The sequence below is a fragment of the Brumimicrobium sp. genome (assembly GCA_023957385.1).
In the GTDB taxonomy this organism is placed as follows: domain Bacteria; phylum Bacteroidota; class Bacteroidia; order Flavobacteriales_D; family Crocinitomicaceae; genus Brumimicrobium.
In genome coordinates this window covers 269,975-296,033 of sequence record JAMLGZ010000001.1, presented here as the reverse complement: position 1 = coordinate 296,033, position 26,059 = coordinate 269,975, and the positions used below count along the sequence as shown (strand labels likewise).

Below are 26,059 nucleotides of genomic sequence, written 5' to 3'. Positions count from 1 at the left end.
TATTAACATTGAAAGCGACAAAGAATTTCAAGAGCAATACTTGAAACTGAAAGACGCTTACATTGACCTTTCAAAATCAAACAAAATTTGGGACATTGTTTCGGAAAGAGCAACTACCGAAACAAAATCGGCAGCAAAAAGTTCTATTGACAGAAAAGAAATTCACTTTACTTTTGATGATATTGATTTTATTTCCTCCGAACATTCCGCTTTTCATTTGGAAAATGCAGACGGAGACAATTTGTATATCTATCCTGCATTCATTCTACAGCTCAACAATTCGGGAGCCATCACGTTAATAGATTTACACGAATTGAATTTCCGTTTTCACAGACAGCGTTTCTTGGAAGAAAAATCTACAATACCAAGTGATACACAAGTCGTTGATTATACTTGGGCAAAAGTAAATAAGGACGGAAGCCCTGATAAACGTTTTTCAGGCAATTATCAAATTCCAGTAGTTGAATATGGAGCATTTGAATTTTTGACCAGTAGTGGATTAAAAGAAATCTATTACGTCAGCAATTTACAGTTGGCAGAAAACTTTGCCAATGAATTCAAAAAATATCTTTCGTTCTTAACTCCATTAGAAACAAGACCTCATAAAAAGCAAGATTATGAGGATTCTTTCAATCAACTCCCAGAAGACAACAAAAAGATTGAAGATTTAGACCCTCTTTTTATGGATGCCGCTTATATAATTATTATGGCACAACAGGGAAGTGCATCGCTAATTCAACGGAAATTAAAATTAGATTATTATAGAGCTGGTGAAATTATTGACCAGTTAGAAGAATTAGGGATTGTAGGTAAATTTAATGGAAGTTCTCCAAGAAAGGTTTTAATCAAAAATTTAGATGAGTTAAACATCCTTCTTCACAGAGACGAGAAGGGAATATTCAGTAATAATGGGCTTTCTCAGAATGACTTCTCATTTAATTACTATTCATTATTAAAAGATTTTTCAAAATTATTATCACAAATAGTACAAAAATTGCAAACTAACGAAGCAATTTTAGAACGCATAAATGGTGGGCAAATACAATCAGAAACAAGTGTATTTATTGTCAACTGTGTTATTTATGATATGATACAAATTTCAAACATTCTTGCTAAGGGTAAACTTTCTACCAAAAGTTTGGAAGCAACAGGGTTGGTTTTGGTAACCAACCAATTATTGCTTAACAATAGTGAAAATATGTTAGACATGGATTTCGATACACTTATTTTCGCACATCAGCAAGGACTTTATCAAAATATTGCTAAACAACTACTACTTGATATAGGCAATATGGAAAACCCTATGCAGGTAACCATTCAAGAAAAGCAAGATGAAAAAGTAATTTCATCAACGGAGCAGAAAAATAATCTTGCATTTCCCACATTTTTAAAAATTTCTGACAATCCTTTATTTGAGGAATACGCTACAATACTTTATCGTTATGCAACCATTATTTCTAAGGCAGATAATATCGTTACAAAAACCGAAGAAAAGCTACTAAAAGACATTTACCAAATTACTCACAATCCAATTCCTGAAAAGAAAAACGAGGCTTTGCACATTTCCAAAGGAAACAAAAATGAATCGCTTGACGATGTACTCAATGAACTCAATTCTCTAATTGGCTTAAATGACGTAAAAGCAGAAATAAATACACTTATCAACTTCATTAAAGTTCAGAAAGCACGAGAAGAATCAGGATTAAAATCTTCTTCGCTTTCTTATCACATCGTCTTTACAGGAAACCCCGGAACAGGAAAAACAACCGTTGCAAGAATTGTAGCTAAAATCTACAAACATCTTGGCATTTTAACCGAAGGACAATTAGTAGAAACAGACCGTTCGGGATTAGTTGCAGAATATGTCGGACAAACAGCCGTAAAAGTGAACAAGACTGTAAATTCAGCATTGAACGGGATTTTGTTTATTGATGAAGCATATTCTTTGGTTGGCGAAAACAAAGACGATTTTGGGAAAGAAGCCGTTGCCACTTTGATAAAAAGAATGGAAGACGACCGAGATAAATTAGTTTTGGTTTTGGCGGGCTACACCAAAGAAATGACAGATTTTATTGATACAAATCCTGGCCTTAAATCAAGATTTAACCGATACATCACATTCCCTGATTATACACCGAATGAATTGTTTGATATTTTTGAAAGCAAGTGTAATAGGTTAGATTACCATTTAACCGAAGAAGCAAAAACAAAACTGAAATCAACTTTTGAAAACGCTTATTCATCAAGAGATAAATCATTCGGTAATGGACGATTTGTACGCAATATTTTTGAAAAAACATTAGAACAACAAGCCAACCGAATAGCAAAAGAAGCCACCTTGACTAAAGAAATTCTGACAACGATAACGGAAGATGATGTATCAGGTGTTTATGTACAAACGAATTAACATCAAAATTAATTGAAAAACAACACATTATGAAGTCCGCTTTACCCAAAAACGATTCCGAACTACGCAAGGCATTTGAAACCATCCCGACTATCAAACAGCTAAGCGACCCTGTTTTGGCGATTTCCCAACTTATATCCACTTGTGAACTTTCTCGTGAAAGTATTCAAAATGTGCTGAATAAGTACCAAATAGAAAAGATAACCGACCTGAAATTAGAACTTTTAGACCTCTTAATTACTTATGCTATTGTGATTTTAGACGACCATATCGTTTCTGAAAAGGAACGGTTTAACATAGAAATTTTGAAAAAATATTTTAGAATCAAGGAAGGGGATTTTTTTACCTACCGCTATTCTGAAGTAGAAAATATCCTTCACCGTCAATTTGAAATAATTTATTCGGACAACGATGTAAGTAGAGAGGAAGCTATTCACAAAGTCGCTCTTCAAGAACTTTTCGACCTAAGTTATGACCAATTCGAAATCTTCAAGCAGAAAGAAATCTCTCAGGCTTTAGACCGAGGTGCAGACATATCCAATCTTGATACAACCACGTTTCCTCAGTCCAAGAACAAACCAACGTATGATGATATAAAACAATTTAACACAAACAAGAAAGACAACCCCAAATAAAGGGCGACCGCACAATCGAGTAGACGGCTCCGCCCAAAATGGAACGGAGTGCGCCTCTCACACCACCGAGCATACGGTTCACGTACTCGGCGGTTCGCAAGTTGATGGGTTCAATGCAATGTAAACTTCTGATAGTGAAACATAACCACGTCTTCGTAATCGTTCCAAGGTAATGGTTGTACCTAAAATAGGGCTTTGAGCTATCGTCCAACCTCCTTTTCGTGTCATGCTCCAGCGTGTGGCATCTCTTTCGCTTGCTCCTAATTTAATAAGATTAGCTCGTTTTCTTCGCCACTTTTTCCAGTCGTGCCAAATACAATACCTTAAACGATTACGTAACCAACCGTCTAAGTCTCGGAGCTTACCTTGGATACTCGTACCTCGAAAATAGGTTAACCATCCTCGTTGTACTTCTTTTATCTTCGTAATTCGCTCATCGAAGCTCATCGGCGTTGTTTTCCTTGTAATCGTTTTCAAGGTTTGTTTTAAGCGTTTCCATGCTTTCTCCCCTACTACTAATTGGTATTTCCCTTTGTCTCCTTTCTTGTAAGTTGGTACGAAGCCGAACCCAAGTATTACAAACTGAACAGGTTTTCGTATTCCACTCTTTTCCTCATTCAGCGTGAGTTTTAGTTTGGTTTTCAGAAAACTTGAAATTGCTTTCATTGTCATTATTGCTTGTATTCGTGATGTGCAGTAAATGCTAAAATCATCGGCATAACGTACAAATTTGAGTTTCCGTCTTGTTAATTCTTTATCCAACTCGTTGAGTAAGATATTAGATAACAATGGGCTTAAAGGTGAACCTTGTGGAACTCCTCTTCTTCTCTTTTGTAATTTACCCTTGATTTTAATCGGTGCTCGTAACCATTGACGTACAAGTTTTAGTGTTTTAGGGCATTTTACCTTTTGGTACAGTAGGTTTAAGAGTAAGCAGTGGTCAACTTCATCGAAAAAGGTTTTTAAGTCAATGTCCACAATATAAGTTCTGCCCTCGTGAATGTATTGCATCGCTTTGCCTACGGCTTGGCGGGCATTCTTGTTGGGTCTAAAACCAAAACTATTTTCATTGAAATCCCTTTCCCAATGTTGCATTAAAGCCTGTGATACTGCTTGTTGGAGTAATCTATCCTTTACCGTTGGAACTCCTAACAGACGTGTTTTTCCATTTCCTTTCGGAATTTCTACTCCAAGAATGGGTTGAGACAAGTAGTTTTCGTCTTTTATTGAGCGGATAATAGCATCCTTTTCCTTTCGGAATACTTCCGAAAGTTCAGAGATTTTCATGCCGTCAATACCTGCACTCCCCTTATTGACAACAACTTGTCGTAAGGCTTTTTGCAGGTTGTAAGGATGTACTACTTGTTCGACCATTCTTAATTTACATTTTATTTAACCTGTTCACGTTTCGGGTGGCTATCTTTCAATTCCATTCCGAATTGTGAACCAACTTGCGTTCAGTCCTTCCTTTGTTTGTGAGACCTCTAAACTTTTCTTCACTTTTCATTTAGCTCGTTGCTACAAAGTACTATGACCTCTGCTGACTTCTTGGCATATAGAAACCGAATCTATTCCAAGACCTCCTCTGGTAAGAGCATTTTCCTTCATCCAATCCCTGGTACATCTACATCATGAAAATCATCTCTGCGATGAGTCAGCGTTCGATTGCTGATGTTGGACGTCGTATTGCTGTGGATACTCATCCTTTTCATAATGCCTCTTATGTACTTTCTGTTCGTCAGTACCGGATTTTGCAGTCTCGCTTCCTTTAGTCCTAACCTCACGGTTAGCAACCTTGCGACTTGCTACACTTCGGGTCGTTACTCCGCGTGGTAGGGACTTTCACCCTCTGGAAATTTGAAGCATCACACTAATGTTTGTTATCACAAAATAAATTTGTATTTTTGAATTTTTATGATAGCTTACACTAGCGTGTGCTTCTGCTCATGCAGAGCACACACATCGGCTACACGTAATGGGGGCTAACAGGCTAAACGGCAGGTTAGTCCTTTTTTTGCTATCTTTGTGTACGGCTGAAAAGTTGGTGCTTTTAATGCCCCCTCTACGTGTAGCCGAGAACCGTTAGCGGTCAGGTTTAGACAACATTAAAATAAAGTTAGAAATAGATAATGAAAAAATATTTTATAGTATTTAAACTTTGTTTGATAATAACGCTGTCATTTGGACAGATAGCACCACCTGAATATAATAACTTAATCGGGCAGGCAGATTCACTATACAGAGCAAAGAATTATTTAGACTCCGGACAGAAATATTCGGCTGCGTTTCAATCTTTTGGTGGCTTAGGCTACCCAGATGATATATACAATGCAGCTTGTTCGTGGGCATTAGCAGAAAATGCAGATAGTGCTTTTATAAACTTACAACGTATTGTTGACAAAGCGGGTTATTCCAATTACAAACATATAATTTCTGACACAGACTTAAACTTCTTGCATACCGACAAGCGTTGGACAACTTTAATTTCGCAGATTAAGCATAACAAAGAAAAAATCGAAGAAAAATATAATAAACCGCTTTTATACCTCTTGGATAGTATGAAAATGGAAGATCAAAGATGGCGGAATTATATGACAAGATTCATCAATGGAGAATTACACAATGATACGATTTCCAAAGAAACGATTAATCTCCATATCTCGTTAACTGATAGTTTAAATTATTTTTTACTCAAAGATATATTTTATAAATACGGATTTCCCAACTACGATTTGGTTGGTCAGGAAGGCTCAAATAACTTTTGGTTATTAGTTCAACATCAAGACAGTTATCCAAATTTTCAAGATAGTGTTCTAACAAAAATGAAAATTGAAGTCAACAATAACAAAGCATCCAGCGTGAATTACGCTTATTTAGTGGATAGAGTGAAAATAAACACAGGAAAACAGCAAGTTTACGGAACTCAAATGGAACTCAACAAAGAGCAAACTTCATATATTCCTTTAAATGTAATGGCTCCAGAGAAACTAAATGAAAGACGTGCGAGTGTTGGGCTCATTAGTATTGAAAGTTATATTGAAATAATGAATAAAAGATATTTCGGTTCACTAAAGCAAGCTGACGAAATTGATAAAAGTAGAAATAGCCCGAACCGCTAACATGAACTGTGTAAAAAACCAAACATTTTACACAAAACTTTTTCCATAATTATCATCAAACGGAATTCCATTTTTTACACACCCAAAAACCTGTTTTAAAAGTTTATTACAAACAGCAATTATTGCTACTTTTCCATTCTTTCCTTTGGAAATTAACCGTTGATAAAGTTCCTTGCAGGCTCGATTATTTTGCATTGCGTTCATCGCACACATATACAGAATATGCCGTAATTGGTAACCACCCCGTTTACTTATTCGAACTCTCCCACGAATACTTGTTCCACTACTATGCTCGGTAGGATTTAAGCCTGCATAGCTGACTAGTTGTCTATAATTGGTCATTTCACTAAACGCTTTAGTAAAAATGATTAACTCTGCTGCAGCTCTCTTTCCTATTCCTTTTACACTACTTACAATTGTTAATAATTCAGGTTGCCATACTTTTAATTTTTCGTGTAATTCTTTCTCTAATTTTGATTTCTCTGAGCGAAGTTTTGTAAGCATGGAACGGTAACTCTTTATTATGGATTTAACATCATAAGGGCACTTTTCCAAAGCATGAATTCGATTGCCTATTTGATTAATTTCCTTGGTGATATCATGAATAGCTCCATTCAAAGCCCTACATTCAAAGTATTCACTTTCAGGTCGATGTGTAGCTGTAGGTTTTTGATTAATGCCGTATAGACAAATCCATCTCGCATCTTTCTTATCCGACTTACTTTGGTCTAGTTGCATTTGAATAAAACGCTTAATCTTTAGGGCATTCTCAACTGTAAAAGTGATTTTTTCATCATGTAAATAAAACATTAATCCAACATGATAAACACCGGTACTTTCCATTACATAATGGTAGTCTTTCCCACAGGTTTTAATAATCTTCTGGAAACCCTTTTTATCATTTGTAACCTGAAAACTCAATAATGAATCTCCTTCTGCTTGATAGCAAACATCCAGTGTATCAGCTGAAACATCAATTCCGCAATACTTTTTTCTTGATTCTTCCTTCATTTTATTATTTTTGTTTAAGAGAAAAAAGAGAGAACAATCTTATCGGAAGTCTGCGATCCTAATACGAACTCTAAAAGGTTCAATAAAACTGTTCGACTTTTGGATAAGAAGGAGGTAGGGGTAATCATGTTAGTCAAGCTCGAAGCTTACTCGGTTCGTCTACCTTATTCTACCTCCTTGTTCTTTCAAATATCTCTGGTTTATAAAGTAACTAATTTAATACTTTTACAAACATAGGACTCGGTTCAGCGTCAGCCAAGTTAATCGCTTCGATTTAACATTTTTGCTAAGAAAAAGTTTTATCTTCGTATCTAGGATTAACGCAAAAAGTTGGCCGAACGCCGAGCCGAGGAAACGTTGGCGGAAACCCTATCAGCGACTACTACAAGAAAAATTGTTCATTTTGTTTGGAAATCTAATTTTTATAATTATATTCGGGTATTGTTAACATTAAAATTATACGTTATGAAAAAGTTAATTTCCCTCATCATTTCAACTTTTGTAGCAAGCATTTGTCTCGCTCAGACAGTTCAATTTTCAAATGCGACTGATGTATATTATGGAGCAACCTTTCATACATCGTCAGTGAGCGGTAGTTGTCCGTCAACTGTTTTAACTACCTTTTACATGGATGTCCCGAACAACCATAATTATTCAGGGACACCGGTAGATGAAAACGGGAACAACATTAGTAGTGTATCGGATATAACAGGTATTTCGTTGTGGGCACTGACAAGCCCTGGTCAAGGAACTGGAGCAACATATCCAATTGCTTTTTGTGTTTCGTCAACTCCTTCAATTTTCGGTTCTGATGTCATTTCAGGAGAAATTGACCAAAGTGGGAACACGCCTGCTAATATAACTTGGTTTATCAATAGTCCATTTAATACGATTACCATCATAATTGATTAACAAATCGCAAAAATTTTTTAGTTATGAAAACGTTAAAAAACAGCTCAATACATTTGTGTTTATTAGTTACGTTATTTTTATCAAATAACGCAATCTCACAAATCAATGGAACTTTAGACCCCGCATTTGGTGTAGGTGGTAAAGTAATCACTCATTTTCAACCTGATTTATATGCATACATTCCTGTTTCAACTTTAACAGCTGATAATAAGGTTGTAACTGCAACAGTAGTCCATCAGGATACATTGCCGCCATACATAAATATCTTTCGTTACCTTTCTAATGGCAATATAGATAACAGTTGGGGGCAGAATGGCTTGGTATCCACTTCAATTTCAGGCGTGTCAAATCTTAGAGTCAGCGACATTATAATTCAGCCTGATGGAAAAATTTTACTAATAGGAACTCGAGATTCTTTGTGGTCAGGCAGCAATTTTTTACAAATGGGCCTTTTGATTAGGTATTTACCTAATGGGATGATTGACAATAGCTTTGGAAACAATGGTTTTGTTACTCAAACAAACAGCAATATTCAAGTGCCAATATTTCAAAATGTGTTTGGTTACAAATTAGCAATTATGCAAGACAAAATACTTGCAATTGGCATGGATTCAATTATGAACCTAAGAATACAAGCATATCATTTAACAAATGGTGTTCCTTACTACACTTGGGGAAACAATAGTGTGGTTAAACATAACTTTGAATACATAACATCAACAGCTGCTCCTCCAAGAGATATTTTTATTCAATCTGACAACAAAATATTAGTTACATTTAAGGACCTTGTGTTTCGTTTCTTACCTACTGGACAATTAGACCCTACTTTTGCAAATAATGGTTATTTACAACCTCACTATGCTAAAGAAACTCATCAACCTGAAGACAAACCTCCTTTAAGAAATTTTTTAACAGTTCAGGTTCAGCCCGATGATAAAATTCTTATCGCAAGTAAGGCATCACATTATTCGAGCTATGCTGGTTTAGGTGTTATTGAGCGATATATGCCCAATGGAGATATAGACACATCATTTGCAAATGATGGTTTTTTATTTGTTGATTTAAGAACTGCAAAAGAAAATATTGGATTACAATATATTCGGTCACTTATTGTCCATGAAAACGGTGATTTTACAATTGCAGGCAATGTTATAGACACTATAAGTGGCTATGCTATGTTTGCCATGTGTCAATTTTTGGTGTCTGGAGATATAGACAGCACGTTTGGCACTAATGGTGTGGTTGTTACTGAAATGTTTCAGGAGAACGATAGCATAAATTGTTTATGGAACGTATTGATTCAGTCGGACAGTAAAATTATTCTAAATGGATTTAGCCCAAATTACAATATTGCACCATTAGAAAATACTGGACGATTACATTACAATTACATTATGGCAAGATACTATGGGAAATCTGATTGGGTCAGCATTGAAAATCTTAAATTTCAATACGATTTTAATTTATATCCTAATCCTGTAAATGACGTATTACACATCAATACTAAAAATTCAGGACTGTTGACATTGTATAACTTAGAGGGCAAACTCATTATTCAAAAAAATCTAAACGATAACAATGCAACTTTAAATACAGACTTGCTAATAAATGGGGTTTATTTTGTTCACTTTACTGACAAAAATGGATTTACAAGCATAAAAAAAATAATTAAACAATAGAAACAAGAAGAAGGGCATCCGCCAACATCGGTTTGGCGTAATGGGGGGTAACTTGCTTATTAGGAAGTTACTCCTCTTTTTTTATTTTAGGGTTAGCGAAACGTTGTGCCTGTAAATCCCCCACTACGCCAAGCCGCAAAACGTTGTAAGCAAGCCTAAAGAACGACCGTACTCTGAAAAAACAGACATCTGAAAATCGAACTTTGACATCTTAACATAAACTTACGGACTGACTTTGGCAACACACAAGCCGACACGAATGTTTTAAATATTTTCCCACCGCACATTTTAAAAAATAATTTTAGCCAACCGCACATTGGCACATTTGCAAAACCGCACAAGCCGACACACGACCCAAGTTTTGCAAAAGAGCCAATTTCCCAACGCTCAACAAGACTGTTGAAAATTAAATTCAAAAAAATCTTATCAAGCAATGTGATGTTCAAAAATTGTTTTTACTTTTGCGAAGTAACTATCATAAACTGATACTTGTTTCAAAATGGCAAAACAATTTTATAAAGCTGTCTATTTCAGCGATTACCCTTCGGAAGATTCAAAAGATAAGTCTGTAACACTGGCGTTTAGTGAGCCAGAAGAACCATACTATTCCAAAGTAAAAGACTTGACAACTCAAGAAATAAAAGAACTGATTGGCATTGAAACATATAAACAGCTTGCACTTTTTGCCGAGAAACAAGAGCGTTCAATTAACCAAGTTGTAAAAAGACTTATCAAGCAAAAACTTCCTGAAATAGACAAAGTTGAAGGCGTTACAGAAAAGGATGTAACATTTGTAAAAAGTAAAGACATCCCATTTCAAAGATGGTATCCTTACATTGAAGGCTATTCTCCTGACTTTGTAAAATCATTAATAAAAAACTATGGAATAACAGATACTCTAATTTATGAACCTTTCGCAGGAACAGGCACAACACTCCTTGCGGCTGACGATTGTGGATTACCAACAGTATATTCAGAAGTAAATCCTTTATTGCAGTTTTTAATTCAAACGAAACTAAATGTATTAAAAGCGAAAGAATCTCAAAGAAAAAAGCTGTCCAAAGACTTAAAGGATATTCAAAAAGTGGTGCTGAAGAACCTTAATAAGTTTGAAGAAGATAAATCTTTGAGAGAATCCTATAAATCCCTATTCTCTGATAAGAAATATTTCCCAGATGAAACTCTTGAGCAAGTTTTAAAACTAAGGTCATACATTGATATAGTTAAACTAGAAGACGAGCTATTAGCAGACACTTTAACCGTAGCGGTTATTTCTTGTTTACTTCCTGTGTCATTTCTTAAGAAGGTTGGCGATGTCAGATTTAAAACAGCGAAGGAAATTGAAAAAGACCTAAAAACATTCAATGAGATTTTACCTGAAAAAATTGGAAATATTGCAGAAGATGTTTTAAATCTTGACTATAAGCTAAAAGGTAAACCTGAATTTATTCTTTCAAATGCAAAGAACATTGGTCGGGTAAATGATTTAAAAATTGGAGCAATCATTACAAGTCCACCCTATCTAAATGGCACAAACTATTTCAGAAACACAAAAGTAGAGCTTTGGTTCTTAAGGTATTTACAGTTTGAAAATGATTTGCGGTTTTTTAGAGACCAAGCATTAACAAGCGGAATTAATGATGTTAAAAAGGAATATGCCTATGTCAATGTACTTGATATAACTTCAAAAAGTAGTTTGCTTAAAGCGACACTTATTGAACTAAATAAAAATGCTTATGATTCTAGAATTCCAGTAATGGCACAGAGCTACTTTAAAGAAATGTACACAATCTTTAATGATGTAAAACCATTACTAGCTCAAAATGCTAAAGTTCTTATTGATATTGGGGATTCGATTTTTAGTGGCGTACATATTAATACAGATGACATATTAATTGAGTTAATGCAAGGATTGGGATATGAATTCGTTGAAAACAAGATTTTAAGGAAAAGACGTTCTCGAAACCAAGAAATACTTACCCAATCATTATTGGTTTTTGAATACAAGGAGAAACAACCAAATTCTTTAAACGGAAAAATAAAATTTCAATGGAAAAAAAATTGGGACAGTTTCAGAAATGAAATCCCACATCAACAAGAGCCATATTCAAGCAGAAACTGGGGACATAACAATCACTCCCTTTGCTCTTACCAAGGCAAATTAAAGCCAGCAATTGCACATCATCTTGTTAAGACTTTTGTGCCTGAAAATGGCTCTGTACTTGACCCTTTTTCAGGTGTGGGAACAATTCCTTTTGAAGCAGCATTAGCAGGAAAATTATCTTACGGTATTGACATTAGTTTGCCAGCTTACTTTATTTCTTATGCTAAAGTAAATGCTCCAATTTCTTCTGAATCATTTTCTTATATTGAAGCATTAGATAATTTTATTAAAGCCAATAAGTGTACTAAAAAAGAAATTGATGAAGTTAAAAATTTCGGATTCAACAAAAAGTTATCTGAGTACTACGAAGAAAATACGCTAAAAGAAATATTGCTTGCCCGTAGATTTGTAAAGGAAAATTATCCATCCACCCCAAGCGAGATGTTAGTAGTTGCTTCATTGCTTCATATCCTTCACGGCAATAGACCTTATGCTTTGAGCAGACGTTCACACCCAATTGTTCCTTATGCACCGACAGGAGATTTTATTTACAAAAGTCTTATTGAAAAGCTTTGCGAAAAAGTGAACAGGGTAATCAATGAAGAATTACCGCTTAATTTTAAAAATGGTAAAATATTCAATCAAGATACCACAATAGTTTGGCCACAAGAAATTAATGACCTTGATGCCATTATTACATCACCACCATTCTTTGATAGCACTAGATTTTATTTGGCTAATTGGATTAGAATTTGGTTTACAGGATGGTCTGAAATTGATTTTAAGCATCAGCCTAAATCATTTGTAGATGAAAGACAAAAAATTGACTTCGCTATTTACGAATCCATATTTAGACAAGCTAGAGAGCGAATGAAAAAAGATGGAGCTTTTGTCCTACATTTAGGAAAAAGCAATAAATGTGATATGGCATTAGAACTTCAAAAAATCAGCAAGCGTTGGTTTAAATCCGCTGACTTATTTGATGAAAGTGTTGAACATTGTGAATCACACGGGATAAGAGATAAAGGAACAGTAACCTCGCATCAATATCTCGTTCTTGTTTAGCTATTCGAACCCAAGTAATTTTTTGTTTTCGAGAGAAAGATTATCTACCAATTCATATACGAGCAAAATCTTTTTGATTTCTTTAATGCGTTTTGGAAGGTCTGATTTCTCTCGGACTTGCAAATAACGCTCAACTCCTTTATTTACATCGATATTGTGGTTCATTATCGGAAGTTTATTCGAAATCAAATCAATATTAGCTCCCGTAATTCTTGCAAGTTCAATTAACTCATTATTCGTATAGAATTTACTTGGCCATTTATCCCTTTTATTCTCGTTTGCATTTTTTGAAAGTAATGCAGCGTTTTCTCTTTTTAGCGGATACAGGTACTTCGAAGGCAAAATATGGTCAATAGCCCAAGTATCACGTTTATTAATGTCCAATGGTTCTTTAGTTTTAAAACAGCGACTATCGAATCTATCAAATAAGTCTTGGAAATCTATCGGCTCATTTTCTTCTTCCAAAAATAAATCGGCTATTCTTCTTCTTACGGCAGACTCGTGTAATTGCTCCTTAGTTCTTTTGGGGTTTAAAACGGCATTTATGGCTCCTTTACAACTTCTACACTCCATTTGCTTCTCTAAAGGACCCCAACCAGAGTGTTTACTAAAAGCGTTGAAAGGTAAAATACGTGTACAGACATTACATTGTTTCCAGTACGACTCAGGATGTTCAGTGGCAATACGAAAAAATCCTTCCCAAAATCTCAAAGCAGTAGTGGAATCAGCACTATTATATTCTTCTTCCCAGTTCTCAAAGGGTAAATCGGTTTCTTTTGAATGAATAAAGCCACAATGTTCGCATTTCCAAACAGCCGTTTCAATTGCTTCTTGTGGTGTAAGCAACTTTTGCCCTACTTGGACATAGTTCATTTCTTGGCAACTTACACATTTATATGCCACCCAAGCATCGTGATAAGGAATACCACCTACTCTTAGAATTCCTGTATTATTTACCGTTTTTCTTCTTGCCATTAACTTCTTTAAAAGATTTTTCACAATCGACAAAGGTATGAATTTCAATTAAGTTAATCTTTTCTCTTACTCTTATTTTGTTTTTTGAAATAATTTTCCTTGTTGGTCTTGTCCTCAACCCGTCCCTCTTCAATTTCCCAATCTTCCCATTTTCTAGCAATGAATATTTCATTTCGTGTGATGAAATAGTGAGACTTACACTCAAAATTCCAGTTGCCAATAGATGGGTAAAGAGAAACGGTTTTTCCATTAAAACGAATTTCCCAGTCTGTTGGTGAGATTGGGGTTACAACCTTATTCCCACACCCACAGACACACAAATGAACAGCCGTTCGATATTCAACGGAAATATAAAGAATGCCTTGTTCTGGAGAATTCGGTATGAACTCAACAAATTTATGCTGGATTGTCTTCATTAAGCAATTTATTTGTATTGATTAAAAACAAACTATTATGTTCCTGCTTCACATCCTGATAAAAGCCACTTAGCTTTTTCCATTTCAAGACGGCTAGCATAGCATTGAGACAATTCAAGTCTGCTATTTGAATGTTGTTTGAATATTCGTTTTCTTCCGATTCAGATGAACCAATTCGAAAATCCAAATGGTCGCTTTTCTCAGTCGTTCCAACTGTAACACGAACAGCACCATTCAGACAATCATCGGATTTGTTAACACCAATACCGACATCAATAAATGTTACGCCCATATTCAAAAACGCCTTAGTAAGATTGTAGCGAACTTCATTTTTGTCAATGCTTATAAAGACATAGCTAAAATCCTTTAGTTCACTTACGTTTTCAAGCGTTACATAATTCGAATGTGCCGTTATTCCTGCGTGCATATTGGAATAAATTCCATAGTAGTAATCTACTTTCATTATTCCGTTTTCTGCTTCCAATTTTTCACTTGAAACCGCACCAGGAGAACGGAAAGCGTTGTGTAGTTGAAAAACATCAGCATCAAAAATGTGTATTTCTTTGACAGGCGTTTTGGCAACTTGGTCAAGAATATATGAACCAGTTCCACCTAGTCCGATAATTGCGATTTTTTGATTTTCAAATTTGCGATTTAGAAACTCTATGCCTGCACGTGAAGAATTCGTATCAGGATAATTAAAAATATTTTTATCACTCATCACTTCCATTTTGATTAGAATTTTTAAATGGTTTTGTTGTTACTGTACCATCAATAGCTTTTGCATTAATACTAAGTATTTCGGCATAAGTCCTGATTTTTTCAAAGTAATTTGGGTAGTTTCCTGACACTGGTTTACTAGAAAAATAATGTGTTACCAATAATTTATTAGTTAGTTGTTGCCTATTAGAATTATTAATAATTGCGACTAGTGGTTGACCATCAGTATTACAAGGCGTTTCCCCACAGAAAAAAATGGTGTGATCTGGTGGCGTTGATATTTTTGTTGGTGTTGCATAGTTTAATACACAAACCAACGTACCGTAGGCTACATTTTTAGAAGGAGTCACATAGGGTATTTGGCGGACAACCAAGTGTCCGCCCTTTACCTCTATATCATAACCTTCTTCTTGCAGACGATTCAGGTCTGGATTAAGACTTATCAGTTGCTGTTGCATTGAAAATCATTTTATGTTTAACAAAAACCTCTTGACTTGCAAACATTGAACCCTCGGGATTTTGTCTTGGGCCATCTTCGTATGCTACAGTATAAACCATTGTCGGCTTATCTATAAACTGCCCAAACGCAAGAATAATAACCTCTTTAAAACTAATTTTTTCCTTTATCCATTTGTGCTGCGTTCCGTTCACTAAAATGGTTACTTCCTTAGCTTTGGAGTAAAAACGTTCAATACCGGGACGAGCAAGATTTACTTTCTTATCATCTGGAATTAATTCATCTTCCTTGGGCTTAGGATTTTCCAGAAAGATTTCATCTTCTATTGGAATATTCCCAAGCCTTCTGATTTCTGCACCCGAAATGTTCGGATGATTCCACTCATACAACTTACCATTGATTGAAAGTTGAAATTCAGGTTTACCTTTTTCACCTGCAGGATTTTTTTCATTTTGCATAGACTTAAAATTTATATTATTAATTACTTTTACAGGGTTATTTTGACCCTTTCAAATATGTATGCTATGGTTTTACATTTTTTTGCCATTCGTGGCAATTTTTTTCTTAACCTTAGCATACTATCATAGAAAAGCAAATGAATTTAACAGAAGCAATACAGTCGGTAGATATGGATGAAGTGATTGATAGGATGAATGCCTATGCTATCAGCATATTGAAATCTGTTGGAGTTAAAAACTTCAACGGAAAAGAACCTATTGATTTCGTTGGTGAAGTAATTTTAAAAGTGATGGAGGGTCAACGAGACTGGACTAAAGCGAATTGCTCTTTTACTGAATTTCTCTTTGGATGCCTTAAAAGTGAAATTTCTAACTTCTTCAAAACTAATAAGAATATCTACGATAATGAATTGCCTGAAATTCCCTCAACTGACCAGTCTTTTAGTGAAGAACATCTTAGAAATTCCATTTCTGAGATGTTAAAAATAGAAGGTGCGGATGATGATGAGTTAACGGTTTTCGAGTATTGGGTAGACGGTATAACAAAACCCTCAGAAATAGCAAAGGATTTGGGTATAAACGTGAAGGAAGTTTATAATATAACCAAACGACTTGAAAGACGGCTACCAAAAATTCAAACACAAGTAAAAAATATCATATGAGCAAAGAAATCAATAATAAAATCAATGATGCTTTATACGACTTCTACTTGGAAGCAGATAAAGACATTATAAAAGATTCGCTAAAAAGTGATATTCAAAATCTTGATGAATATAACAAAAAGAAAAAACAAATAATCTTTTTAGCACAGGCTAAGGCCAAACAAAAACATAATGAATATTTGTTAGCACTAGCGAATAAGTTTCAAGAAGCTGTTTTACAAAACATTGAAAAACCTGTTGCAATTTTAAAGCAACTAATTCAAGGGAATGCCTCACTCGCATTGTATCGCAATCTTGACAAATTATCAAAAGAAGATATTATCGAAATCATTAAGGATAAGAATCTAGTTGAATTATTGGAACAATTAGAAAATAATGACAAGAGCCACTAACGCACATATTCAGGCACAGGAGCTGTTGAATAGCTGTGGATTAGATGAAATTACTGATCTTGAAATGAATTTATTTGTTTCAGGATTAGATGCAATGCTCATTGAAGAAGCTTTACCAAATTGTGATGGCAAAATCATTTTCGGAAATACCAAAGCCGTAATTAAAGTAAATTCTAATATTCAATTTGAACAAAGAAAACGCTTTGTAATAGCACACGAAATTGGTCATTTAATTATGCATAAAAATATTCAACTTCCAGACGACACATTTTCCAATTTCAACATCATTGCAGGAATGGAAAATGCCCTGAAAAATGGCAAACAAGAATTAGAAGCCAACGAATTTGCTTGTGAACTTTTAATGCCCGAAAAATTATTTTTAAAAGAAGCTAAAGGAAAAAAGTTTTCTCCGCTACTTATAAAACAACTTTCAGAACGGTTTAAAACCAGTTTAACAGCAACAGTTTTTCGCTATTTACAATTTAAGCAATTACACCCTATTTGTCTTGTTTTTATTGAAAATGGAATAGTAAAGTATTGGAAAAAATCAGATGACTTGAAGATTTGGTTTGGTGACTTCACCCGATTAGCTCCGCCTTCTGATTCTGTTGCAGCAGAATACATAGAAAAGGATTACGACTTTTTATATAAGCTTGAAGAAAAAGCTCAATTAATATCTAAATCAACTTGGTTTAATTTAGGAGTTTATGATGTAGATAGCGATTTCTATGAGTATTGTATCCCAACCAAAAGGTATAAAACAATTTTAAGTATCATATGGGAAGACTAAATACAACCCACAGGTGTAAGCACATTTGCAATTCGCACAAGCCAACGCACAGACCAAAAATTACAAAAGAGCTTTCACCTTTGCCACCCGAAGGAAAAATTATTTTTTAAAATCCCTTCCCTCTAAAATTTTTAAAACAGCCAACACAAAAGCCCGACAGACAGAAAACAAAAAATGATGGTAAAAATACAGAAAATCAACGAATTTACAATGACGGTGGACAGAAGGCCAGCTGTCTCGTCCTAAAAAAAGTTTACACTTTTTCTCTTTAATCCTGTTATAAATTTACATTTTATTTTAATCCTAAAATTCATTTACATTTTATTTATTTTTGCATTATCGATGGAAACGGAAATAAGCTCTGCTGAGGAGCAACTTATCAGGGATAAATCGACGACCGACGAAGTATTAAACTTTGTTATGGGGCTAACTTTTGTTAGCCCTTTTCTAAATACTTTAGAGGTCTTAATGCCTAAAAAAAACCTATACACACTCTTCACTTTTTTGTTCTTGATTTACTTTTCTATAATATGTTTTCCATTTCCTTTCGCCCTTTTCCACCTCTCCTAAATGAACCTTATTAGGAGTTTGATTCCCAATACTCATGTAGGAGGTCTATGTTCATTATACAGAACAACCACCTTGTCAAATAACCTCTTAGCCTGCTTAAAAGTTCTTTACTTTATAATACTCTAAATATTCTTTCTTTAGTATTCCATTAACCCTTTCTTGCAACGGCATTTTCTAACGGATTCCAGATTCAGTCATACTTATTTGAACATCATAACTATTTAAGAGATTTACATATTTATAGCTGCAATACTGACTCCCTCTGTCAGAATGATGAATAAGATTTTGCGACAATATATCCTGCTTTAATGCCATTTTAAGAGCCTTTAAACTCTCAATGGCTTCAAGAGATTGAGCTAGGTTATAACCAATTATTTTATGACTAAAAGCATCTGTAATTAAAGAAATATACAAAACACCAAACTTGCTTTCCAATAAGTTATATCACTTACCCATAACTGGTTAGAGCAGTTGGAATAAATGCTCTTATTAAGTTGGGGTATTTTCTCATCCAGTGATTAGACTGGGTTGTTCTGATGACTCTTTTTCTCCTTCTAATCAATAAAGTATGTAGGAAAGCAAGTCAAACAAAGCATCTCTCCCCATTTTTATTTGGTGCTCTAGCAGAAAACTTTCCAACATAATGTACGCATTCCTAGTTCCTATTCTTGGATGATTATTTCTAATAGAAATGACTTCTTTTAATACTAAAGTTTGTTCAATTTCTTGGAAATTCTGCTCTATAAAAACTCTGATAATATGCCTGACGAGTAACACCAAACAACCAGCATAATTTGCTTAATCCTATTTTAGGTTGACGCATTTTTATCGTAAAGATTGTTTTGGTATTGGACTTTTTTTTAATACTTATTTTTAGCTCCTTTTCTGCAATTTCAATCATTGTTTCATACGCAGTGGCTCTTAGTTCAGAGCTGACTAGTGCCTTTTCTAGCTGTTTAATTTTTTCCTTTAATTGAGTTACTTCTACCGATTCTTTGGCTTTGTTGCTCATAGCTAGTGTTTTAGTCGAAACAAATTTAACTCTTTTCTCTGGAACTTGGTAACCTAGTTGACGCATCCAATTTAAAAGATAACCTTTTTCATGTTCTTGACCGGTATATTTATACCAGATTTCTCTTTTAGTACAATCTGATTGAAGATATTCTTCAATGATTTGCCTCCGTTCTTCTAAATTAAATTCTCCCGAAGATTTTAGTCCTAAATTGACTTTACTTTTTTGCATTGTTTACACTTTTTATGGTTAATAAATGTGTAAACCTATTTCAGGACAAGACAAGCTTACAATCGAGTAGACGGCTCCGCCCAAAATGGAACGGAGTGCGCCTCTCACACCACCGAGCATACGGTTCACGTACTCGGCGGTTCGCAAGTTGATGGGTTCAATGCAATGTAAACTTCTGATAGTGAAACATAACCACGTCTTCGTAATCGTTCCAAGGTAATGGTTGTACCTAAAATAGGGCTTTGAGCTATCGTCCAACCTCCTTTTCGTGTCATGCTCCAGCGTGTGGCATCTCTTTCGCTTGCTCCTAATTTAATAAGATTAGCTCGTTTTCTTCGCCACTTTTTCCAGTCGTGCCAAATACAATACCTTAAACGATTACGTAACCAACCGTCTAAGTCTCGGAGCTTACCTTGGATACTCGTACCTCGAAAATAGGTTAACCATCCTCGTTGTACTTCTTTTATCTTCGTAATTCGCTCATCGAAGCTCATCGGCGTTGTTTTCCTTGTAATCGTTTTCAAGGTTTGTTTTAACGTTCCATACTTTCTCCCCTACTACTAATTGGTATTTCCTTTGTCTCCTTTCTTGTAAGTTGGTACGAAGCCGAACCCAAGTATTACAAACTGAACAGGTTTTCGTATTCCCTCTTTCTCATTCAGCGTGAGTTTTAGTTTGGTTTTCAGAAAACTTGAAATTGCTTTCATTGTCATTATTGCTTGTATTCGTGATGTAGTAAATGCTAAAATCATCGGCATAACGTACAAATTTGAGTTTCCGTCTTGTTAATTCTTTATCCAACTCGTTGAGTAAGATATTAGATAACAATGGGCTTAAAGGTGAACCTTGTGGAACTCCTTCTTCTCTTTGTAATTTACCCTTGATTTTAATCGGTGCTCGTAACCATTGACGTACAAGTTTTGGTGTTTTAGGGCATTTTACCTTTTGGTACAGTAGGTTTAAGAGTAAGCAGTGGTCAACTTCATCGAAAAAGGTTTTTAAGTCAATGTCCACAATATAAGTTCTGCCCTCGTGAATGTATTGCATCGCTTTGCCTACGGCTTGGCGGGCATTGTTAGGTCTAAAACCAAAACTATTTTCATTGAAATCCTCTTCCCAATGTTGCATTAAAGCCTGTGATACTGTTTGTTGGAGTAATCTATCCTTTACCGTTGGAACTCCTAACAGACGTGTTTTTCCATTTCCTTTCGGAATTTCTACTCCAAGAATGGGTTGAGACAAGTAGTTTTCGTCTTTTATTGAGCGGATAATAGTGATCTTTTCCTTTCGGAATACTTCCGAAAGTTCAGAGATTTTCATGCCGTCAATACCTGCACTCCTTATTGACAACAACTTGTCGTAAGGCTTTTTGCAGGTTGTAAGGATGTACTACTTGTTCGACCATTCTTAATTTACATTTTATTTAACCTGTTCACGTTTCGGGTGGCTATCTTTCAATTCCATTCCGAATTGTGAACCAACTTGCGTTCAGTCCTTCCTTTGTTTGTGAGACCTCTAAACTTTTCTTCACTTTTCATTTAGCTCGTTGCTACAAAGTACTATGACCTCTGCTGACTTCTTGGCATATAGAAACCGAATCTATTCCAAGACCTCCTCTGGTAAGAGCATTTTCCTTCATCCAATCCCTGGTACATCTACATCATGAAAATCATCTCTGCGATGAGTCAGCGTTCGATTGCTGATGTTGGACGTCGTATTGCTGTGGATACTCATCCTTTTCATAATGCCTCTTATGTACTTTCTGTTCGTCAGTACCGGATTTTGCAGTCTCGCTTCCTTTAGTCCTAACCTCACGGTTAGCAACCTTGCGACTTGCTAAGGCTTCAAGGCGTTACCCTTGCACCTAAAGGATTCGCACCCTCTGGACATAATTTTGCACACCAACTTGCTTTTGTCGTTTTAAATTTGCATTTTTGAAATTTTCAACGAGCTTGCAGCTGGTGCGCTCCTGCTCATGCAGGACGCACACAAAAAAATTGGCAAGAGTGGCAGAAACATCTTTGATTGAACATTTAAGTAAAATCAAAGTTTCTGCTTCGATTGAATCCCGATAGCTATCGGGATTAGGATAAAATGCCACCCTCGCCAATTTTCCAACCCGTTATGCCTTATGCTATGATGACAACAATAATGAGAGTTTTGATATTCATATTGATATTGTTGCCTATTTTCACTTTTGGACAGACAAGTTCTAACAGTATTATTGGGACCTATTCTTATTCTGACGGTAGATTTTATTACAAACTCGAATTAAAAAGGGATTCGACATTTATGTATCAAGAATCTTTTAAACTTGGGACAACTTCCTCTACTGGAAAATGGATACTTAGCAAGGACACATTGATTCTTACAGACTATAAAAAACCTTGGACTATAAAGCAAGTTGAAGAATTCGTTCTTGACACACTTGGTGATAATTCAGTTGTGGAGGTAATCATTAATGACACCAATGCAATTCATATTCGTGGCGACCATCGTATTTATATTGATGGACAATTAACAAAAGTAAAATACAACTCAAGAACAAAAAGGGATGTGGTTACTGACTTCAAGATTTGGGTTAACGACGAATGCAATACCCCTCAGCTGACAGATAAATTTGGGAGAATAAAATTTGTGAAGAAAAAAATTAGGACAATTTCATTTGACTACGACAGATATTCAATCAAAGACTCAAATAGCAATTATTTTATAATGACATTAACGAATTATCCAATATATATTTCTCCACCAACATTAACTTGGACAAAGTGGGTATTCATAGGAAACAGCTTATCACCCTTAGACTGTGGAAAACAGCTTGACTACATTATCTTGAAAAGATGAAAGCACGAAGGCGTAACTTGCCATCTACTCGCAAAGCGGGCGAAACGCTTTATTTCACTTCAATAAATTCAGTGCTAGCTAGCTCAATATAGGCCGTTTTTTACATTTATTCTAAAAAAAAGCTTTATATTCGTTCTAACATTTACCGATAAATCCGCCCTGCGGCAGGTGTCTGAAACGGTACCTACAATATAATACAACCATTATAAAACGACTATTATATCTAACACTATTTGCAAACTTACTTTGTGCTTGTTCAAACAAACAAGAGCAAAACGAAGTTGATATTTCTGTTCCAGAAGTTGATGTTTCTGTTTCAGCTGACAATAAAAAAGATACTACAAATTTTATTTATAGTGACTCAGGACAATCATCATTCATTATCACAGCGGGGGATGCAAATTCAGGTTACGATCTTCAGATAGTTGAAACAAACTATAAATTAGAGCACATCTCTATTAGCGGTAATCACAGTGACTTAAAACAATACTTTGCTAAATACACATCTATTTCAAAAACGTGTACAGGTTGCGAAGGACAACAAAGAAAAATTAAAGTAGAACTTCACCCGTTTGACAATCCTCAACAAATAGACTTGACTATTGAAAAGGATTGTGATGACTTAATACTAGATGTATATACTTACAAGACAATAGTATATGGATGTTGCGGTTCAGAAGACGAATTGGCAATTTACGATTACCAAAACAAATTGATAATTGATGGAGATGAAAAGATTCTTATAGGTGATATTCCAAATTCTGACATCAAGTTATTTGCTCCTTGGAAAAATTTTGACAAAGATCCTAAAATTCGGGGGACACTTTATTTTTGTTACAACAACGAGGATAGATACGCTGTAAAAATTAAAAACAGTCTTCTTACTAACGATTGCTCAGAGTTTTCACCAGATATTCTTATAAACACTGAAAATTCTCAAGACACTTATAACAAATATATCAACGAATATCAATTATGGTCTTTAGATAAAATTGAAAACAAAAACCAAATTAATAATCTCCAACTGAAAATTGCTTTTGATTGCGACAAAACGACAAAGGCATTGATTATTCGTACATTGCCAAACAGTACAGAAAAATTGACGGTTGATTATTCTTCAACCAATCCGCCGTATATGGATGTACAGTGCATTGATGTCTTAAACGAAGCAGGAGTGGAACACTTGCTGTTGGATTTACCGTCTGTCGATAGAGAATCCGACAATGGTGTTCTTGCGATGCATCACGCATTTTGGCAAGTTCCCGAAAATCCACAGTTTCACAAGACGATAACAGAATTGATTTTTGTTCCAAACGAAGTGCCCGACGGAAATTATCTTTTGTCGTTGCAGGTTGCACCTTTTGAAAATGATGCAAGCCCGAGCAGACCGGTACTGTACGCTGTAAAATAGTTGAAAAATCAATCTTTTACCACCAATTTCAATACACCCATTTGATAATCGGAATTGTACAGCCAAAGGTAATACACACCGTCTTCTAACTGATTTCTTTCCAATACAACAGAACTTCCCGTAATGTGTTCTCTTGTGTATATTTTTTGTCCCAATTGGTTATAGAGTTCAAGTGTGGCGTCGTTTACAGGTTTGGAAAATTGCACGATTGCTTCACTTGTAAATGGATTTGGAAAAACGGTAAATGCACTTTCATCATCAAATGCTAGGACAGATGCTGTTCCATTGGCTTCTTGTTCCACGACAATCGTATCTGTAAAACTTCCTCCGGAAACAACGACTGTTCCGTTTCGTGAAAAAGCATCGGGATTGGTGGCAACAATTACATCAAAACCACCGTTTCCTGTTCCCGAAGCAGAGCTAAGTGTTATCCATGTATCCGAAGCAGTAGCGTTCCAAGTACCCCAACTGTAATAGGACAACGAAACGGTCTGTGTTCCTCCTAAAGCATCGTAAGAAAGGTTGTTTGGGTTGACAGCCAATGGGGAAGCCTCTTGTTTTATCACAACGGTATCAATATCGTTTCCATTGTCGATGAGTACATAGCCATATCGTACTCCACCGTTGTTGATTTCGTAATTAAATGTTGCGCCACCTAAATTATAATACCCGCTATTTCCCGAAGTAAGGTTCAGATGTATCCACGAATCGTCGGTACTCATTGTCCAATCGTGGAGAGAAGTAAATTCAATTGCATTGTTTACACCTGCATTTGCGGGAACAACAATTGTATCTTTTGCAGTTTCCAAATCTCCGTTTATCGGCATTATGTTGAATATGAAGTTGGTTGGCGTAAACGTTCCTCCTGCATTTACAACACTTGTTATGCTGTAGTAGTTATCGTAAACACCTCCCCATCCGAAATTCATATGAAATTCATCGGATAAATTGTATCCGTCTATTAAGTAGAAATGACTTCCTCCTTTGGCAAATACAGGTCTTCCTGCATCCAATTCTGATTTTATTCCCTCAATTAAATCTTGGGTTGTATCGAACATAAAAGTAGCCGTTGCATACATTTTTGGCGAATACTTGAAATATTTTTTGAGTGGAATGATACCAAAAAACGAATCGGAACTTGTGCCACTCCATTGCATATCCACAGCAATTCCCAAATGATACATCAATTTTGCAACTTCCGGATTGGCTGATGTAACAGTGTTCGGCATCAAGGTATAGTCGTAAGTTTGTGCATCAAAGTCAACGCAATGCGTTACATTATTCGTGTTGCAATGGCTTTCCATACCACTTTCCGGATAACTGTAATACTTGAAAATCTGAGCAATCGCAGTTGCATTACATCCTGTATATGCTTTTCCACAAGCACCTCCACTACCAACCGTCGGACAGTCGGCGTTGTAATAGCACGTCTGATTCCAAGTTGTACTTAGCAATGGATTAACTTGACCAAACAAAAAATGGACTTGTAATCCGAAAAAAAGAATAAAAAAACGTTTCATAGAAATATAGTATTATTTGTTGTTTACAGGACGAAATACAAGTGAGCTAAGTTGCTTTTAGGTGTATTACGGCATTATCGATTTTTTCTATTGGGGTTTCTGCTATTGTGAAAAACTGCAAATACAACAATTGTATCTTCAAACAAAAACAAATGCCCCTTGATGTTGAATTGAGGGGCATTTGTTTTTCTATTTTTTAATCGAACTCAGGTTATTACTTCAAATCCGGCATTTCTCTTGTAAATGCAGAGAACCCTGTAACATCCATTCCTGTAATCAGCAAGTGAATGTCGTGTGTGCCCTCATACGTTACAACCGATTCTAAGTTTGCCATGTGGCGCATAATGGAATATTCGCTTGTGATTCCCATTCCACCGTGTATTTGACGTGCTTCACGAGCAATGTTGAGAGCAATCTAACAACTGTTTCGTTTTGCCATTGAAATTTGTGGGTTTGTTCTATCTTGTTTTTTCAAAACATTCAGTTGTTGAATAACGTCGTACCGCTCGATTTTTTTACAGCCGAATTTTCGGGATTACAGTTGGCAGGAATCTGTCTGTTAATTATTTTTTCGTTAATTGTTTATAACTTTTTCGGGCTGTTTGTGACATCGTGGATAACGGGAGAATGGAATTTGATGCGTACATTCATTACTCAAACGTGGGT

The 26,059-nt window shown here is 35.4% G+C and carries 23 protein-coding genes and 2 pseudogenes; 12 read left to right on the top strand and 13 right to left on the bottom strand.

What is annotated here, in order from left to right:
• The first annotated feature begins 658 nt into the window (after nt 1-658).
• From M9897_01275 to M9897_01265, 3 genes and pseudogenes are all read left to right on the top strand, one after another.
• Nucleotides 659-877: pseudogene (locus M9897_01275) on the top strand (hypothetical protein).
• Nucleotides 878-1,303: 426 nt separating this feature from the next.
• The gene (locus M9897_01270; protein ID MCO5267510.1) at nt 1,304-2,407 is read left to right on the top strand and encodes an AAA family ATPase; all 1,104 of its coding nucleotides are present in this window, start codon (nt 1,304-1,306) and stop codon (nt 2,405-2,407) included.
• 29 nt (nt 2,408-2,436) lie between these two features.
• Nucleotides 2,437-3,042: a hypothetical protein gene (locus M9897_01265; protein ID MCO5267509.1), complete on the top strand. Its 606-nt coding sequence runs from the start codon at nt 2,437-2,439 to the stop codon at nt 3,040-3,042.
• 78 nt (nt 3,043-3,120) lie between these two features.
• Here the strand turns inward: M9897_01265 and ltrA are convergent, their stop codons facing one another.
• A complete protein-coding gene (gene ltrA, locus M9897_01260; GenBank protein ID MCO5267508.1) occupies nt 3,121-4,416 on the bottom strand; it encodes a group II intron reverse transcriptase/maturase in 1,296 nt (431 codons plus the stop codon).
• Between the two features lie 755 nt (nt 4,417-5,171).
• On the opposite strand from ltrA, the gene M9897_01255 reads away from it, so the two are divergent.
• Nucleotides 5,172-6,161 carry a hypothetical protein gene (locus M9897_01255; GenBank protein MCO5267507.1) on the top strand — a complete coding sequence of 330 codons (990 nt, stop codon included), beginning with the start codon at nt 5,172-5,174 and terminating at the stop codon, nt 6,159-6,161.
• Between the two features lie 27 nt (nt 6,162-6,188).
• On the opposite strand, the gene M9897_01250 is transcribed toward M9897_01255, so the two are convergent.
• On the bottom strand, nt 6,189-7,172 hold the full coding sequence (locus M9897_01250; protein MCO5267506.1) for an IS110 family transposase: 984 nt from the start codon (nt 7,170-7,172) through the stop codon (nt 6,189-6,191).
• A gap of 465 nt (nt 7,173-7,637) precedes the next feature.
• On the opposite strand from M9897_01250, the gene M9897_01245 reads away from it, so the two are divergent.
• From M9897_01245 to M9897_01235, 3 genes are all read left to right on the top strand, one after another.
• Nucleotides 7,638-8,084 carry a hypothetical protein gene (locus tag M9897_01245; GenBank protein MCO5267505.1) on the top strand — a complete coding sequence of 149 codons (447 nt, stop codon included), beginning with the start codon at nt 7,638-7,640 and terminating at the stop codon, nt 8,082-8,084.
• A 23-nt stretch (nt 8,085-8,107) separates the two neighbouring features.
• Nucleotides 8,108-9,763, top strand: a complete 1,656-nt coding sequence (locus M9897_01240; protein ID MCO5267504.1) for a T9SS type A sorting domain-containing protein — start codon at nt 8,108-8,110, stop codon at nt 9,761-9,763.
• A gap of 499 nt (nt 9,764-10,262) precedes the next feature.
• Nucleotides 10,263-12,932, top strand: a complete 2,670-nt coding sequence (locus M9897_01235) for a site-specific DNA-methyltransferase (protein MCO5267503.1) — start codon at nt 10,263-10,265, stop codon at nt 12,930-12,932.
• On the opposite strand, the gene M9897_01230 is transcribed toward M9897_01235, so the two are convergent.
• From M9897_01230 to M9897_01210, 5 genes are read right to left on the bottom strand one after another with little or no spacing between them, the layout of a single operon-like run.
• The gene (locus tag M9897_01230) at nt 12,933-13,907 is read right to left on the bottom strand and encodes a hypothetical protein (protein ID MCO5267502.1); all 975 of its coding nucleotides are present in this window, start codon (nt 13,905-13,907) and stop codon (nt 12,933-12,935) included.
• 53 nt (nt 13,908-13,960) lie between these two features.
• Entirely contained in the window at nt 13,961-14,323 is a 363-nt protein-coding gene (locus tag M9897_01225) for a DUF6527 family protein (protein ID MCO5267501.1), read from the bottom strand.
• A complete protein-coding gene (locus M9897_01220; protein MCO5267500.1) occupies nt 14,304-15,044 on the bottom strand; it encodes a ThiF family adenylyltransferase in 741 nt (246 codons plus the stop codon). The genes M9897_01225 and M9897_01220 overlap by 20 nt, the downstream gene beginning before the upstream one ends.
• Nucleotides 15,037-15,501, bottom strand: coding sequence for a hypothetical protein (locus tag M9897_01215; protein MCO5267499.1), 465 nt, complete (start codon nt 15,499-15,501; stop codon nt 15,037-15,039). Before M9897_01215 ends, M9897_01220 begins: the two co-directional genes overlap by 8 nt.
• Complete coding sequence (locus M9897_01210) at nt 15,476-15,958, bottom strand: multiubiquitin domain-containing protein (protein MCO5267498.1); 483 nt, start codon at nt 15,956-15,958, stop codon at nt 15,476-15,478. Before M9897_01210 ends, M9897_01215 begins: the two co-directional genes overlap by 26 nt.
• Nucleotides 15,959-16,095: 137 nt before the next feature.
• Here M9897_01210 and M9897_01205 point away from each other — a divergent pair, with 137 nt between their 5' ends.
• Genes M9897_01205 through M9897_01195 form a run of 3 tightly spaced genes read left to right on the top strand, consistent with a single transcriptional unit; the run spans nt 16,096 to nt 17,802 of the window.
• Nucleotides 16,096-16,620, top strand: a complete 525-nt coding sequence (locus M9897_01205) for a sigma-70 family RNA polymerase sigma factor (protein ID MCO5267497.1) — start codon at nt 16,096-16,098, stop codon at nt 16,618-16,620.
• Entirely contained in the window at nt 16,617-17,012 is a 396-nt protein-coding gene (locus tag M9897_01200) for a hypothetical protein (GenBank protein MCO5267496.1), read from the top strand. Before M9897_01205 ends, M9897_01200 begins: the two co-directional genes overlap by 4 nt.
• A complete protein-coding gene (locus M9897_01195) occupies nt 16,996-17,802 on the top strand; it encodes an ImmA/IrrE family metallo-endopeptidase (GenBank protein MCO5267495.1) in 807 nt (268 codons plus the stop codon). The genes M9897_01200 and M9897_01195 overlap by 17 nt, the downstream gene beginning before the upstream one ends.
• A gap of 744 nt (nt 17,803-18,546) precedes the next feature.
• Here the strand turns inward: M9897_01195 and M9897_01190 are convergent.
• The 4 genes from M9897_01190 to M9897_01175 all read right to left on the bottom strand — a co-directional run bounded on the left by M9897_01190 (nt 18,547) and on the right by M9897_01175 (nt 20,968).
• Nucleotides 18,547-18,807 (bottom strand): DDE-type integrase/transposase/recombinase, encoded by a 261-nt coding sequence (locus tag M9897_01190; protein MCO5267494.1) that lies wholly within the window; start codon nt 18,805-18,807, stop codon nt 18,547-18,549.
• 283 nt (nt 18,808-19,090) lie between these two features.
• Nucleotides 19,091-19,615, bottom strand: a complete 525-nt coding sequence (locus tag M9897_01185) for a hypothetical protein (GenBank protein ID MCO5267493.1) — start codon at nt 19,613-19,615, stop codon at nt 19,091-19,093.
• A 125-nt stretch (nt 19,616-19,740) separates the two neighbouring features.
• Entirely contained in the window at nt 19,741-20,139 is a 399-nt protein-coding gene (locus M9897_01180) for a hypothetical protein (GenBank protein ID MCO5267492.1), read from the bottom strand.
• 130 nt (nt 20,140-20,269) lie between these two features.
• Nucleotides 20,270-20,968 (bottom strand): reverse transcriptase domain-containing protein, encoded by a 699-nt coding sequence (locus tag M9897_01175; protein MCO5267491.1) that lies wholly within the window; start codon nt 20,966-20,968, stop codon nt 20,270-20,272.
• Nucleotides 20,969-21,907: 939 nt separating this feature from the next.
• Between M9897_01175 and M9897_01170 the strand changes: the two genes are divergently transcribed.
• Together M9897_01170 and M9897_01165 are read left to right on the top strand one after the other, a co-directional pair.
• On the top strand, nt 21,908-22,462 hold the full coding sequence (locus tag M9897_01170; protein MCO5267490.1) for a hypothetical protein: 555 nt from the start codon (nt 21,908-21,910) through the stop codon (nt 22,460-22,462).
• A gap of 595 nt (nt 22,463-23,057) precedes the next feature.
• Nucleotides 23,058-23,873: a cyclase family protein gene (locus M9897_01165; GenBank protein MCO5267489.1), complete on the top strand. Its 816-nt coding sequence runs from the start codon at nt 23,058-23,060 to the stop codon at nt 23,871-23,873.
• An 8-nt stretch (nt 23,874-23,881) separates the two neighbouring features.
• Here M9897_01165 and M9897_01160 read toward each other — a convergent pair whose 3' ends face one another.
• Nucleotides 23,882-25,393 carry a C10 family peptidase gene (locus tag M9897_01160; protein MCO5267488.1) on the bottom strand — a complete coding sequence of 504 codons (1,512 nt, stop codon included), beginning with the start codon at nt 25,391-25,393 and terminating at the stop codon, nt 23,882-23,884.
• Nucleotides 25,394-25,607: 214 nt separating this feature from the next.
• Nucleotides 25,608-25,907: pseudogene (locus tag M9897_01155) on the bottom strand (hypothetical protein).
• Nucleotides 25,908-26,059 lie beyond the last annotated feature (152 nt).